The following is a 14,027-nucleotide window of genomic DNA, read 5'->3' on the forward strand; positions in this document are numbered from 1 at the left end:
TCCAGACACATCAACGGCGTGATGTTACAACATGATCCCCAGTAGCTTATGTACCAGTTCGCTGGAAGTGGAGGCAGCAAATTTTTTCATTAATTTTGCCCGGTGCATTTCCACCGTTCTCGGACTTAAGCTGATCTGGCGTGCGATGAGCTTGCTCGTTTTACCCTCGACCAGCAGGGCTGCAATCTCTCGCTCTCTGGGGGTCAGTTCAGCGGTGACCGAGCGTTTTGAACTCAGGTCTTCAAATGTCCAGATGCCTGCCGCATGGGGATTGTCTTTTGCCAGGCCTCGGCCTGAGACGTGACACCAGAATAACTCCTGATTGGCACGTTTCATAATCCGTTCGTCAGAGTAATAGCCTTTCGCATTCATGATTGGGGTAATGCGTGCGCCGGTTCTTTCAAACTCGTCATGGCTGGGATACAGAATCTGAAATGACTGACCAATCAGTTCTTCCTGCCGGTAACCAAACATTCTGGCGAGATCGTGGTTGCAGGCATGAATGATACGATGCTGGGAAACACACATACCTATCGGCGCTTGTTGAAAAATGCTAGCAAAATCAATGGTCGGTTTTTCGTTCATAGCGCTGTTTTTGATTAGGTATTTATATCAATTTGTTCAGGTAGTTTTACGGTATTGCGGAGTATAGCGCAGCATTTTATGCTGAATGTTTATTTAAAGAATAAACATTCAGCGGCAGCTTGTGCCGGAGTTTGTGCAGACTTAACGACCTTCAGGAAATTAATAAAGGGGACAACAATGAATAAAGTTTTTCCAGATGCTGCCAGTGCGTTGGCAGGCATTGTCCAGGATGGGCAAACAATTGCAGTCGGTGGATTCGGTTTATGTGGGATTCCTGAGGCCCTGATTCTTGCTTTACGCGATTCAGGGGTAAAACAATTAACCGCGATTTCTAATAATGCAGGTGTCGATGGCTTCGGACTGGGACAGTTGTTGAGCACGCGTCAGATACGGAAAATGATTTCCTCCTATGTTGGTGAAAATAAGGAGTTTGAGCGTCAGTATCTGGCCGGTGAGCTGGAACTGGAATTTACGCCACAAGGAACTTTGGCTGAGAAACTGCGTGCTGGCGGTGCTGGGATTCCCGCATTCTTTACGAAAACAGGTGTAGGCACAATCGTTGCCGAAGGTAAAGAAATTCGCGAATTTGATGGGCATCGCTACGTGATGGAGCGCTCTCTTGTTTCAGATGTGTCTCTGGTAAAGGCATGGAAAGCAGATAAAGCCGGTAATTTGGTTTATCGCAAAACAGCGCGTAACTTTAATCCGAATGTTGCCATGGCAGGAAAAATTACTGTCGCAGAGGTTGAGGTATTGGTTGAAACTGGTGAACTGGATCCCGATGAAATTCATACGCCGGGCATTTTCGTTCAACGCATTGTCGTCAATGCTCAGCCTGAAAAGCGCATTGAGCAGCGTACTACACGTCCTACAAAATAAACTGGCAGGAGACAAAACATGGCTTGGAATCGTGATGAAATGGCTGCACGCGCAGCACAGGAATTGCAGGATGGTTTTTATGTGAATCTGGGAATTGGTTTGCCGACCATGGTAGCGAACCATGTCCCTGCTGGAATGGAAGTTTGGCTGCAGTCTGAAAATGGCTTGCTGGGAATCGGACCATTCCCGACAGAGGATGAAGTGGATCCTGACATGATTAATGCCGGCAAACAGACAGTCACTACATTACCCGGATCTTCGATTTTCAGTTCTGCTGATTCGTTTGCGATGATACGGGGCGGCAAAATTAATCTCGCAATTCTGGGGGCGATGCAGGTGAGTGAGCATGGTGATCTGGCTAACTGGATGATCCCGGGTAAGATGGTCAAAGGGATGGGGGGAGCCATGGACCTCGTGGCAGGTGTAGGGCGCGTGGTTGTATTGATGGAGCATGTGGCAAAGGGTGATGCGCACAAGATTCTGAAAAAATGTGATTTACCATTGACTGGCGTTGGTGTTGTTAACCGGATTATTACCGATCTTGGTGTGATTGATGTCACGCCTCAAGGTTTAAAGCTGGTTGAGCTGGCTGATGGGGTTTCTGTTGGTGAAGTCGTAGAAAAAACAGGTGCTGCGCTGGATGTCAGCGTATTCAGTTAATTTGCCGGGTCAGCGATTGGGCAAGTGAGTCAGGCAACAGGAAGGACAGTTTGCCTGCAGATAAAAAAAGCCAGCTCAAGCTGGCTTTTTTTTAAGAGTCATTTGTATTACTGTGCAACCCAGCCGCCATCCATATTCCATGCAACACCGCGAATCTGGCTGGCCGCATCACTGCAGAAAAATACCGCCAGCGCTCCCAGTTGTTCCGGTGTGACGAAATCTCCGGAAGGCTGCTTTTCAGCCAGTAGCGCTTTCTTTGCTTCGTCGTTCGTCAGGCCATCCTTGAGTGCTCTGGCATCTACCTGCTTTTGCACCAGCGGAGTCAGTACCCAGCCAGGGCAGATGGCGTTGCACGTGATGCCAGTCTGTGCATTTTCAAGTGCAGTGGTTTTGGTCAGTCCCACCAGACCGTGCTTGGCTGCGACATAAGCTGATTTTTGTGCTGAAGCAACCAGTCCATGTACGGATGCCAGATTAATGATGCGGCCCCAATTTTTTGATTTCATATAGGGGAGAGCCAGACGGGTGGTGTGAAAACAGGAGGTCAGGTTTATGGCGATAATGGCATCCCATTTCTCGGTCGGAAAATCCTCAATATTGGCGACATACTGAATTCCTGCATTATTCACCAGAATATCGATACCGCTGAACTCAGTGGCTGCAAAATCCATCATGGCTTCGATTTCCGATGCTTTGCTCATATCTGCGTTGTGATAAGCCGTCTTTACCGCATATTCAGTCTCCACAGTTTGCCGGATCGCAGCGATATCGGCAGCGTCGCCAAAGCCGTTGAAAACGATATTGGCACCCTGAGCAGCCAGCGCCCTGGCGATTCCCAGACCGATACCGGAAGTCGAGCCCGTAACGAGTGCTGTTTTTCCGGACAAAATAGATGCATGCATGCTGACTCCTGAGTTTGTTATTGAATAAATCATGCGGTAGAAAGCGAATATCAATGATTTTAAGCGTAACGCTCGGTAAAATGTATGCTTATTCCAGTAGTAAAAATACTGTCCCAATATCCCTCTACAAGGACGCCTGATGCAGCCAAGACGCAAACAAGTTCAATGCTTATCTCCTTCGGGATTGCACTTCATGTCTTATAAGGAATGGGGGGATGAGGATAATCCGCGTGTTTTAATTTGTGTGCATGGTGTTACGCGTGTGGCTGATGATTTTGATGCAGTTGCAATGATCATGCAGGATCATTATCGTGTCATTTGCCCGGATGTCGTCGGGCGTGGATTTTCGGGAAGACTGCGTAATCCCATGCATTATCAATTGCCACAATATGTCAGCGACATGGTGACTTTGCTGGCACGTGCGGATGCAGAAACGGTGGACTGGCTTGGCACCTCCATGGGAGGATTAATCGGTATGGGAATTGCATCTCTGGCAGATAACCCGGTGCGACAACTGATTCTCAACGATGTGGGGCCGACATTGAATGTGGATGCGCTGGCACGTATCGGTGACTATATCGGCGAAGAACTCCAGTTTGATTCCTTTGAACAGGCGTCCGCATACATCCGTACGATATCCGCTTCCTTTGGCAATCATACTGAAAGTCAGTGGGATAAGCTGGCACGGGATGTGTTGCGCCAGAATGATCAGGGTAAGTGGGTGAAACATTATGATCTTGCGCTCGCTCAGACTTTCAAGGCAACGACGCCTGAAATGATGGTCGCCGGGCAGAATCTGCTGTGGGCTGCTTATGAGTCAATCAGATGCAGAACACTGGTGGTTCGCGGTGCGGATTCAGATCTACTCTCTGTTGATACTGCACATAAAATGACGCAACAGGGGCCACATGCACAACTGGTTGAAATACCTGCTGTCGGGCATGCACCGACATTTGTGAATGATGATCAGATAAAAATCATTCGGAATTTTTTGCTTAATCAATAGATAGAAAGACCGGAAGAAATATGGAAATTAAAAGATTACATGTGGGCGCGCGCTTGTCAGAAGCGGCGATTCATAACGGTGTCGTGTATCTGGCAGGGCAGATTCCTGAAGATGTCAGCCAGGGAATTGCAGGACAAACCCGAGAGGTTTTAGGGCATGTTGAGCGTTTGTTGCAGGAGGTGGGCAGCGATAAATCGCGTATTTTGTCTTGTCAGATTTTTCTGAGTGATATCAGTCTGATTGCTGAAATGAATCAGGTTTGGGATGCTTGGGTTGCTCCGGGAGATACGCCTCCGCGCGCCACTGTGGAAGCACGTCTGGCTAATCCGGACTGGTTGATTGAAGTGCTTGTTACCGCCGCGCAGAATTAAAGAGTACATATCGTTATGGTGTCTATATCCGTTGCCGCATCGGAATCGCAATTACTGGAAGGCTTGTCAGATACCGAGAAAGAGCGTCTGCTTTCTGCCCTGGAATTTGTGACGCCGTATTATTCAGAACGCCACGTCGTGACGCAGCAGAATGCGCTGGAATTCACGCGTGCTGTGGTATCAACCTTATCGATGTTGCGTACGGATGTTGATTCCCGTATCGCCGGTTTGCTGTTTGAGTTACCGGAATTATGTCCGCAGGCGGCTGAGCAGATTGAAGTTCGTTTCGGTAAAGAAATCGGTGATCTGGTCAGCGGTATCCGTCGGCTGATGAAGCTGCGCGAAGCGGCTTTGACGCAGCATGATATCGGCAGAGGTAAGGACGCCGCGGAAAAAGCAGCAGCGCAAATGGAAACCTTGCGCAAAATGGTGCTTGCGATGGCGACGGACATGCGGGTTGTTCTGGTTCGCCTCGCATCGCGGGTCACGACTTTGCGCTATTTTGCCGAATGTAAAAGAGAGGATGGCGCCGCACAGCAATATGCCAGTGAGACTATGGACTTATATGCTCCACTGGCCAACCGGCTGGGGGTCTGGCAATTAAAATGGGAGCTGGAGGATTTATCTTTCCGTTTTCTGGAGCCTGCGCAATATAAGCGTATCGCCAAAATGCTGGAAGAAAAACGGGTTGAGCGCGAAAGTTTTGTTGTCAATGCGATTGCATTACTGAATTCAGAGTTAAAAGCTGCTGGGGTGAAGGCAGAAGTCAGTGGCCGGCCAAAGCACATTTTCAGCATCTGGAAGAAAATGAAAGGCAAGGCGGTTGATTTTGATGAGTTATATGACGTTCGTGCTTTCCGTGTCGTGGTTGATGATATTAAAGACTGCTATACCGTACTTGGTATTGTTCATAATCTCTGGGTTCCGATTCCTAAGGAATTTGATGACTATATTTCCAGACCAAAACCGAATGGTTATAAGTCATTGCACACGGTTGTTGTCGTCGAGGATGGGCGTCCGCTGGAGGTGCAGATACGTACCAGGGAAATGCATCAGTTCGCTGAGTATGGTGTTGCGGCGCACTGGCGATATAAGGAAAGCGGTGGTTCGAATTTCACAGCGCAGGAATACGACGAGAAAATTGCCTGGCTGAGGCAGCTATTGGCCTGGAAAACGGATGTGACGGACGCCGTCGTTGAGCAGGAAGCTGTGCAGCGTGAATGGGTGGAGAAACTGAAGTCTGCCAGTCTGGATGACAGAATTTATGTATTAACTCCGCAGGCAAGAGTCATCGAATTACCTTGCAATGCTACTCCGGTGGATTTCGCTTATCAGTTGCATACCGATGTCGGACATCGGTGCCGCGGTGCGCGCGTTGATCATGTGATGGTACCGCTCAATACCAGATTGAAAAATGGTCAGACAGTAGAGATTATTACTCTGAAAGCCGGGTCGGCGCAAACAGGCCCGTCTCGGGACTGGCTTAGTCCGGAGTATTCGGCCAGTACCCGGACGCGCAGTAAGATCCGTGCATGGTTCAATGCGATCGATCAACAGGAAACACTGGCTGCCGGTCGTGTGCTAGTAGAAAAAACGTTGCAGCGGGAGGGTAAGACTGCCGTCAATCTGGAGGATCTTGCTCGGAAGCTGGGATTTTCTGCGCCGGATGATCTTTTCCTGTCAGTAGGAAAAGAAGAATTCAGTTTGCGGCAGATAGAGGCCGTGTTGCGTGACCAAGTTGCTCCTGAAGAAGCTGATGAGGTGGCGATTACCAATAAAAGCCGGGCTTCCAGTGTTATTCAGGGAGCAAAGTCCGGTGTTCTGGTTGTCGGAACCGATGGTTTGATGACGCAATTGGCTAGATGCTGCAAACCTGCGCCACCTGATAACATCGTTGGTTTTGTGACCCGCGGTAAAGGTGTTTCTATACACAGGGCATCCTGTAAAAATTTCGCGGAAATGCGTGCGAAAGCCCCTGAGCGGGTTATCCAGACGACTTGGGGAGAGCACGGCAAAGATACCGTTTACCCGGTTGATATTTTTGTGTTGGCACAAGACAGGCAGGGGTTGTTGCGGGATATTTCAGAGGTATTCTCAAGAGAGAAAATTAATGTCATCGGCGTGAATACGCAAAGTGCCAGATCTCAGGCAAAAATGTCGTTTACGGTGGAAATAGGTGGCACCACACAATTGCAGAAAGCGCTGTCAGTAATTCGTGAGGTGGGAGGGGTGGTTGAGGTCCGGAGGCAATAAGACTGGCAGAAATACGGGCTTAATTTTCTGCGGAATGCTGGCGAGATTAAAAAGTTCGCTCCCAGTACTAGTATTTTTCTCCGGGCCTCTGCTATAATCTCATTTCTTTAGACGCGTAGCTCAGCTGGTTAGAGCACTACCTTGACATGGTAGGGGTCGTTGGTTCGAGTCCAATCGTGTCTACCAAGTTTCAGAAGTATTCAACTTCTTAGATAAGAGCGAGAAAGGCATCCTGGTTATGACACCGCGAACTACCACGCAAATGGTTTGGGAGCGACTCTAGTCGGGGATCTTTTTCGTCTGTATTGAATGAAAAAAGCACGGCTAGCCGTGCTTTTTTTTCGTCCAGATTTTTTCAAATTTTCAATTACACATTTTCGGCAAACTTCTGCCACTTTGGAGAGTGACATGGTCTCAGTAAAACTTCCTGATGGTTCGCAGCGTCAATTCGATGCGCCCGTAACGGTTGCGCAAGTGGCTGCCAGCATTGGTGCTGGCCTCGCTAAGGCGGCGCTGGCCGGGCGTGTGGATGGCCAATTAGTGGATACTTCGTTTCTGATTGAAAAAGATGTGGAACTGGCGATTGTGACTGACAAGGATGCAGATGGTCTGGATGTGATTCGTCACTCGACTGCGCATTTGCTGGCTTATGCTGTGAAGGAGTTGTTCCCTGAGGCACAGGTGACTATTGGCCCTGTGATTGAAAACGGATTTTATTATGACTTCTCCTACAAACGTCCTTTTACCCCGGATGATCTGGTAGCTATTGAAAAGAAGATGCTGGAGCTTGCTAAAAAAGATGAGCAGGTTGTGCGTAAGGTGTTGCCACGTGATGAGGCTGTTGCTTACTTTAAGTCGATTGGCGAGGCTTACAAGGCCGAGATTATTGAATCCATTCCAGCTGATCAGGAAGTCTCTTTATATTCGGAGGGTAATTTCACCGATCTGTGTCGCGGTCCGCATGTGCCGTCGACTGGGAAGCTGAAGGTGTTTAAGCTGATGAAGCTGGCGGGGGCATATTGGCGCGGGGATTCAAAAAACGAAATGCTGCAGCGGATTTACGGGACGGCATTTGCAAAGAAGGAAGATCAGGAGCAATACCTGCACATGCTGGAAGAGGCCGAGAAGCGTGATCACCGTAAGTTAGGCAAAGCGCTGGATTTGTTCCATTTTCAGGATGAGGCTCCGGGTTTGGTGTTCTGGCATGCAAAGGGTTGGACGATATGGCAGCAGGTTGAGCAGTATATGCGCAAGGTTTATCAGGATTGCGGCTATCAGGAAGTGAAGGGGCCGCAGATTCTGGACAGCAGCCTGTGGGGTAAAACCGGTCACTGGGATAACTATAAAGACAATATGTTTGTCACTGAATCGGAAAATCGTACTTACGCGCTAAAGCCGATGAATTGCCCTGGTCATGTGCAGATATTTAACTCCGGCATGAAGAGCTATCGCGATTTGCCGCTGCGCTTCGGTGAGTTTGGTCAGTGCCATCGCAACGAGCCATCTGGTGCTCTGCACGGTATCATGCGGGTCCGCGGTTTTACGCAGGATGATGGCCATATTTTCTGTACTGAGGACCAGATTCAGTCGGAAGTGACTGCTTTCCATCCGCAGGCGATGAAGGTGTATAAGGATTTTGGTTTTGAAAATATCGCGATCAAGCTTGCGTTGCGTCCGGAAAACCGGATTGGTACTGATGAGGTCTGGGATAGGGCGGAAGATACTTTGCGTGCCGGCCTGCGGGCTTGCGGTGTTGAGTCTTGGGAGGAGTTGCCCGGGGAAGGTGCATTCTACGGCCCCAAGATTGAATATCATCTGAAAGATAGTCTGGGGCGGCCATGGCAGGTCGGGACCATGCAGGTGGACTTCTTTATGCCCGGTCGTTTGGGTGCTGAGTATGTGGCTGATGATAATAGCCGCAAGGTTCCTGTTATGTTGCATCGTGCGATCGTTGGCTCGATGGAACGTTTTATTGGCATTTTGATAGAAAATTTTGCCGGGGCGATGCCTTTGTGGTTATCTCCGGTGCAAGTTTCTGTCCTGAATATCTCTGAGTCGCAGGCAGAGTATGCAAAAAATGTTGCAGAAATCCTGAAGAAACAAGGGTTTAGAGTCAATACTGATTTGCGCAATGAGAAAATAACCTATAAAATACGCGAGCATTCAATTCAGAAAATGCCTTATATCATTGTCGTAGGTGATAAAGAGCGGGATGCAAACACCGTGGCTGTGCGTACGCGTGGCAATCTGGATCTGGGGGTAATGCCTCTGGATACCTTCATTTCTCGTTTGCAAAACGAGACTGCAACTAAGGTTTAACAGATAAGCTCGGCAATCTTCCCTCAGGCAAGATCGCACGGTAAAGATTTTATTTTTTTAAAGGAAACTGCAATAGCTACCGAAAGAACACATCGTATCAACGGTGAAGTGACGGCACCAGAAGTGCGTCTGTCTGGTGTTGATAACGAACCTCTGGGTATCGTAAAACTGGGTGAGGCGTTTCGCTTAGCCGAAGAGGCTAATGTGGATTTGGTTGAAATTGCACCGAATGCACAACCACCAGTTTGTCGTTTGATGGATTACGGCAAGTTTAAGTATCAGGAGCAGAAAAAAGCTCATGAAGCCAAACTGAAGCAAAAAGTCATTTTGGTCAAAGAGGTTAAATTCCGCCCTGGTACTGACGATGGTGATTACAACATCAAGCTGCGTAATCTGGTCAAATTCCTTGATGAAGGCGATAAAACCAAAATCACCCTGCGCTTTCGCGGACGTGAAATGGCGCATCAGGAAATCGGTATGCGTATGCTGGAACGTCTGAAGCTGGATCTGGAACCGTACGGTCAGGTTGAGCAGTTTCCAAAAATGGAAGGTCGTCAGATGGTCATGATTCTGGCGCCAAAGAAAAAGAAATAAGTATTTTGCAGTACCTGCGTTGGCGGGAATTGCGATAGACAGGTTCAGTGATGAACCTGTCACAATAAGTGAGAAGTAGGCATCCAAGAGTAGCGATCGTTGCTGCCACCTACCATCATATAAAACTGGAGCTGTCCTAACAGACAGATAGTGCTATGCCAAAAATGAAGACGAAAAGCAGCGCAAAAAAGCGCTTCCGCGTCCGTCCAGGTGGTACCGTTAAACGCGGTCAGGCTTTCAAGCGTCACATCCTGACTAAGAAAACGACCAAAAACAAACGTCAATTGCGCGGTGCTGTAGGTGTTCATGACACCAACATGGTTTCCGTTATGCGCATGATGCCAAGTGCTTAACCTCATACTCATTATTTAAGGAGTTATTATGCCTAGAGTAAAACGTGGGGTTACAGCTCGTGCCCGTCATAAAAAAGTACTGAACCTTGCTAAAGGTTACCGTGGTCGTCGCAGTAAAGTATTCCGTATTGCCAAGCAAGCTGTTATGCGTGCTGGTCAGTACGCATACCGCGATCGCCGGAACAAGAAACGTGTATTCCGCGCTCTGTGGATCACACGTATCAATGCAGCGACACGTCAACACGGTATGACTTACAGCGTATTCATGAACGGCCTGAAAAAAGCTGCGATTGAACTCGACCGTAAGGTATTGGCTGACATGGCAGTGACTGACAAGCCAGCATTTGCTGCGATTGTTAATCAAGTCAAAGCCAACCTGGCAGCGTAATACAGTAAAATACTGATGCAGTCTGCTTGCAGGCTGCTCTATCAAGCGGGGCAGAGGTTGATTCCTATGCCCCGTTTTGTTTTCAGCTCATTATTTCAGCTTCTATGTAAGCGGGAACAACGCATGAACCCATTAGATCAAATCGTCAGCCAGGCATGTGCTGATTTTCTGGCTGCTGTCGATGCCGCGGCACTGGAAAATGCTAAAGCTTTATATCTGGGCAAAAGTGGCCAGATTACCGAACAGATGAAGAGCCTGGGGAAACTTTCTCCGGATGAGCGTAAGACACAGGGCGCTGTTATCAATGCGGCTAAAGTGCAGATTGAAAATGCCCTGACTGAGCGCCGCGAGGCGTTAGCTAATGCTCAGTTGCAGGCGCGCCTGAGCGCGGAAGCAATCGATGTGACCTTACCTGGCCGTGGTCGTGGCGTTGGCGGCATACACCCCGTCATGCGTACCTGGCAAAGAGTGGAAGAGATTTTCCGCTCTATCGGATTTGACGTGGCCGATGGCCCCGAAATTGAAACCGACTGGACCAACTTTACTGCTCTGAACAGTCCGGAAAACCATCCTGCGCGCTCCATGCAGGATACCTTTTATGTGGATGGTAACGATAGTGAGGGTAAGCAGTTATTGTTGCGTACACATACCAGTCCGATGCAGGTGCGCTATGCCCGCATGAATCAGCCGCCGATCAAAGTCATTGCTCCAGGCCGCACTTATCGCGTCGACAGTGATGCAACCCATTCACCGATGTTTCATCAGGTCGAGGGGTTATGGATTGCTGAGAATATCAGTTTTGCCGACCTGAAAGGCGTGTACCTGAATTTTGTCAAAGCTTTCTTCGAGACTGACGATTTGCAGGTGCGTTTTCGCCCATCTTATTTCCCATTTACAGAACCGTCAGCTGAGATCGATATTGCCTTCGGCAGCGGCCCTCTGAAGGGGCGCTGGCTTGAAGTTTCCGGTTCTGGACAAGTACATCCTGCGGTGATCCGTAATATGGGACTGGATCCAGAAAAATATATTGGCTTTGCATTTGGTTCAGGTCTGGAGCGTCTGACGATGCTGCGTTATGGCGTTAACGATCTGCGATTGTTTTATGAGGGCGATCTGCGCTTTCTGAAACAATTTAACTGATAAATCCTGAATCAATCTGAACGCGGGGCGTTCAAACATCCAACATGAGACGGCTGAATTATGCAATTTTCTGAAAACTGGCTCCGTACTATGGTCGATCCGAAGATGACTTCGGATGAGCTATCCCATTTGTTGACCATGTCTGGTTTAGAGATCGAAGAGGTGGAGCCGGTCGCTCCTCCGTTTTCCAATGTCGTGGTCGCCGAGATCCGGGAAATTAATAAACATCCTGATGCTGATCGCCTGAATGTATGTCAGGTCGATGTCGGTAGCGGCACTTTATTGAACATCGTTTGCGGTGCGCCAAATGTGCGTGTCGGAATGCGTGTGCCCTGTGCGATGGCTGGCGCAGTGCTCCCGCCTGGTCCGGATGGTAAGCCTTTTCTGATTAAAGTTGGCAAACTGCGTGGCGTCGAGTCACAGGGTATGCTCTGCTCTGCCCGTGAACTGAAATTGTCAGAAGATCACGGCGGCTTGATGGACCTGCCATCGGATGCCCCGGTCGGGAAAAATTTCCGTGATTATTATCAGCTCAATGACCTGAAGTTTACGATCAAACTGACGCCGAATAAAGCAGACTGCCTGTCTGTACTTGGTGTTGCACGCGAGGTTTCTGCGCTGACAGGTACACCTATGCACCTTCCGACGACGAAGGCTTTGACCGTTGAATTGGATGAAAAACTTCCTGTCAATATATCCGCCCCAGATTTATGTGGCCGTTTCTGCGGTCGCGTGATCCGTGGCGTAAATGCAAAAGCACCTACCCCCGAATGGATGAAGCAACGCCTTGAGCGCAGCGGTCAGCGCCCGATCTCTGCTTTGGTCGACATTTCCAATTATGTGATGCTGGAGTTAGGCAGGCCAACCCATGTATTTGATCTGGATAAAATTCATGGCAGCCTTGACGTGCGCTGGGGAAAAGCCGGCGAGTCGCTCAAATTGTTAAATGGCAATACGGTTGATATTGACGAATGGGTCGGCGTGATTGCAGATGAGCGGGAAATTGAATCCCTGGCTGGCATTATGGGCGGGGATGCGACAGCTGTGACACTGGATACCCAGAATATTTATCTGGAAGCCGCATTCTGGTGGCCGAATGCGATTCAGGGACGTGCGCGCCGGTATAACTTCTCTACAGATGCTGCACACCGCTTTGAGCGGGGCGTTGATTTTGACAATATCGTTGAGCACATTGAACGTATCAGTGCGCTGATCGTGGAAATTTGTGGTGGTGTTGAGCAGGTTAAACTGGGGCCTGTTGATGACCAGATCGTTAATCTTCCGCAGCGTTCGCCGGTCAGACTGCGTACTGCCCGTGCACAGAAAGTCATCGGTGTTCCACTGACCGATGCGGTGATTGCGGATATTTTTGCGCGCCTGAATTTACAGTTCACGCATCAGGAGGGAGATTTCCTGGTAACGCCGCCATCCTATCGCTTCGACATTGAGATCGAAGAAGATCTGATTGAAGAAGTCGCCCGCGTATATGGCTTTGAAAATATTCCGGCATTACCCCCTGTTGCCGCTAATGCAATGCGGATTGCTCCCGAAAATCATCGCACATTGTTTGCCATCCGGCGCCTGATTGCTGATCGTGATTATCAGGAAGTGATTAATTACAGCTTTGTGGACGAGTCCTGGGAGGCTGATTTTGCCGGAAATGCCAAACCGGTGCGCGTGGTTAATCCGATCGCCAGTCAGATGAGTGTTATGCGCACCAGCCTGCTTGGCAGTCTCATTGCAAATGCCCGATACAATCTGAATCGTAAGGTCAGCAGGGTTCGCGTATTTGAGATTGGTGCAGTTTATTTGCAGGACTCGACGGTACAGGATGGTCCATTGACCGTTGCCGGCTATCATCAGCCTAAACATCTTGCTGCGCTAGCTTATGGGCCTGTTGTCGAAGAACAGTGGGGGCAGGCAACGCGGAATGTAGACTTTTTCGATATCAAGGCAGATCTGGAAGCTTTGTTTGCACCTAAGATTTTGCGCTTCGTCAAAACTGAGCATGTTGCTTTACATCCCGGGCGCAGTGCCCGGATTGAGTGCGATGGCCAGATAGTCGGTTATATCGGTGAGCTTCATCCACGTTTGCAGCAGAAATATGATTTGCCATTGGCGCCAGTGGTATTTGAGGTCAATGTGGATGCGTTGCAAAATGTGACAGTCCCTGCCTACGAAGAAATTTCCAAATTCCAGGCGGTGACCCGGGACTTGGCGCTGGTTGTGCGGCAGGATGTGCCTGCACAGGAGCTATTGGATATCTTTAATGCAGAAGCTCAGGGAAATCCGGTTTGCCATATCATGCAAGCCGTTGTTTTATTTGATGAATATCGTGGAAAGGGATTGAACGAGGATGAGAAAAGCCTTGCTTTCCGGTTTAGCTTGCAAGATACTCAAGCTACCTTACAGGATGAAAAAGTTGAAGCTGCAATGAGTGCATTAACCCAGTCAGCCTGTGCAAAATTTGCAGCCAGATTGCGCTGAGTGTTGTGGCTGGAAAAGTATAGATAAATGAGTTCGATCATGAATGATGTAAATTCTGCGGAATTTCAATCGGTATTGGATGCAGATCTG

The 14,027-nt window shown here is 48.9% G+C and carries 13 protein-coding genes and 1 tRNA gene; 12 read left to right on the forward strand and 2 right to left on the reverse strand.

Annotated elements, in window-relative coordinates:
* Positions 1-24 precede the first annotated feature (24 nt).
* Entirely contained in the window at positions 25-585 is a 561-nt protein-coding gene (locus tag H8K27_RS05985; protein ID WP_186862274.1) for a LuxR C-terminal-related transcriptional regulator, read from the reverse strand.
* Between the two features lie 177 nt (positions 586-762).
* On the opposite strand from H8K27_RS05985, the gene H8K27_RS05990 reads away from it, so the two are divergent.
* Both H8K27_RS05990 and H8K27_RS05995 read left to right on the forward strand, forming a co-directional pair.
* Complete coding sequence (locus tag H8K27_RS05990; protein ID WP_186862690.1) at positions 763-1,464, forward strand: CoA transferase subunit A; 702 nt, start codon at positions 763-765, stop codon at positions 1,462-1,464.
* A gap of 18 nt (positions 1,465-1,482) precedes the next feature.
* The gene (locus tag H8K27_RS05995; protein ID WP_186862275.1) at positions 1,483-2,124 is read left to right on the forward strand and encodes a CoA transferase subunit B; all 642 of its coding nucleotides are present in this window, start codon (positions 1,483-1,485) and stop codon (positions 2,122-2,124) included.
* 107 nt (positions 2,125-2,231) lie between these two features.
* Here the strand turns inward: H8K27_RS05995 and H8K27_RS06000 are convergent, their stop codons facing one another.
* A complete protein-coding gene (locus tag H8K27_RS06000) occupies positions 2,232-3,026 on the reverse strand; it encodes a 3-hydroxybutyrate dehydrogenase (protein WP_186862276.1) in 795 nt (264 codons plus the stop codon).
* A 193-nt stretch (positions 3,027-3,219) separates the two neighbouring features.
* Here H8K27_RS06000 and H8K27_RS06005 point away from each other — a divergent pair, with 193 nt between their 5' ends.
* The 10 genes from H8K27_RS06005 to pheT all read left to right on the forward strand — a co-directional run bounded on the left by H8K27_RS06005 (position 3,220) and on the right by pheT (position 13,937).
* A complete protein-coding gene (locus H8K27_RS06005; protein ID WP_230418972.1) occupies positions 3,220-4,032 on the forward strand; it encodes an alpha/beta fold hydrolase in 813 nt (270 codons plus the stop codon).
* A gap of 20 nt (positions 4,033-4,052) precedes the next feature.
* On the forward strand, positions 4,053-4,403 hold the full coding sequence (locus H8K27_RS06010) for a RidA family protein (RefSeq protein ID WP_186862278.1): 351 nt from the start codon (positions 4,053-4,055) through the stop codon (positions 4,401-4,403).
* A 15-nt stretch (positions 4,404-4,418) separates the two neighbouring features.
* The gene (locus H8K27_RS06015) at positions 4,419-6,656 is read left to right on the forward strand and encodes a RelA/SpoT family protein (RefSeq protein ID WP_186862279.1); all 2,238 of its coding nucleotides are present in this window, start codon (positions 4,419-4,421) and stop codon (positions 6,654-6,656) included.
* A 109-nt stretch (positions 6,657-6,765) separates the two neighbouring features.
* A tRNA-Val gene (locus tag H8K27_RS06020) sits at positions 6,766-6,842 on the forward strand.
* Between the two features lie 222 nt (positions 6,843-7,064).
* Positions 7,065-8,975, forward strand: coding sequence for a threonine--tRNA ligase (gene thrS, locus H8K27_RS06025; protein ID WP_186862691.1), 1,911 nt, complete (start codon positions 7,065-7,067; stop codon positions 8,973-8,975).
* A 51-nt stretch (positions 8,976-9,026) separates the two neighbouring features.
* A complete protein-coding gene (infC, locus tag H8K27_RS06030; protein WP_329604365.1) occupies positions 9,027-9,569 on the forward strand; it encodes a translation initiation factor IF-3 in 543 nt (180 codons plus the stop codon).
* Positions 9,570-9,724: 155 nt separating this feature from the next.
* Entirely contained in the window at positions 9,725-9,922 is a 198-nt protein-coding gene (gene rpmI, locus H8K27_RS06035) for a 50S ribosomal protein L35 (protein WP_176802260.1), read from the forward strand.
* Between the two features lie 28 nt (positions 9,923-9,950).
* On the forward strand, positions 9,951-10,310 hold the full coding sequence (gene rplT, locus H8K27_RS06040) for a 50S ribosomal protein L20 (RefSeq protein WP_162020099.1): 360 nt from the start codon (positions 9,951-9,953) through the stop codon (positions 10,308-10,310).
* Positions 10,311-10,433: 123 nt separating this feature from the next.
* Positions 10,434-11,450, forward strand: coding sequence for a phenylalanine--tRNA ligase subunit alpha (gene pheS, locus H8K27_RS06045; RefSeq protein WP_186862280.1), 1,017 nt, complete (start codon positions 10,434-10,436; stop codon positions 11,448-11,450).
* 60 nt (positions 11,451-11,510) lie between these two features.
* Positions 11,511-13,937 carry a phenylalanine--tRNA ligase subunit beta gene (gene pheT, locus H8K27_RS06050; RefSeq protein WP_186862281.1) on the forward strand — a complete coding sequence of 809 codons (2,427 nt, stop codon included), beginning with the start codon at positions 11,511-11,513 and terminating at the stop codon, positions 13,935-13,937.
* The last annotated feature ends 90 nt before the right edge of the window (positions 13,938-14,027 follow it).

It is taken from the genome of Cognatundibacterium griseum (assembly GCF_014284195.1).
Taxonomy (GTDB): Bacteria; Pseudomonadota; Gammaproteobacteria; order Burkholderiales; family Burkholderiaceae_D; genus Undibacterium; species Undibacterium griseum.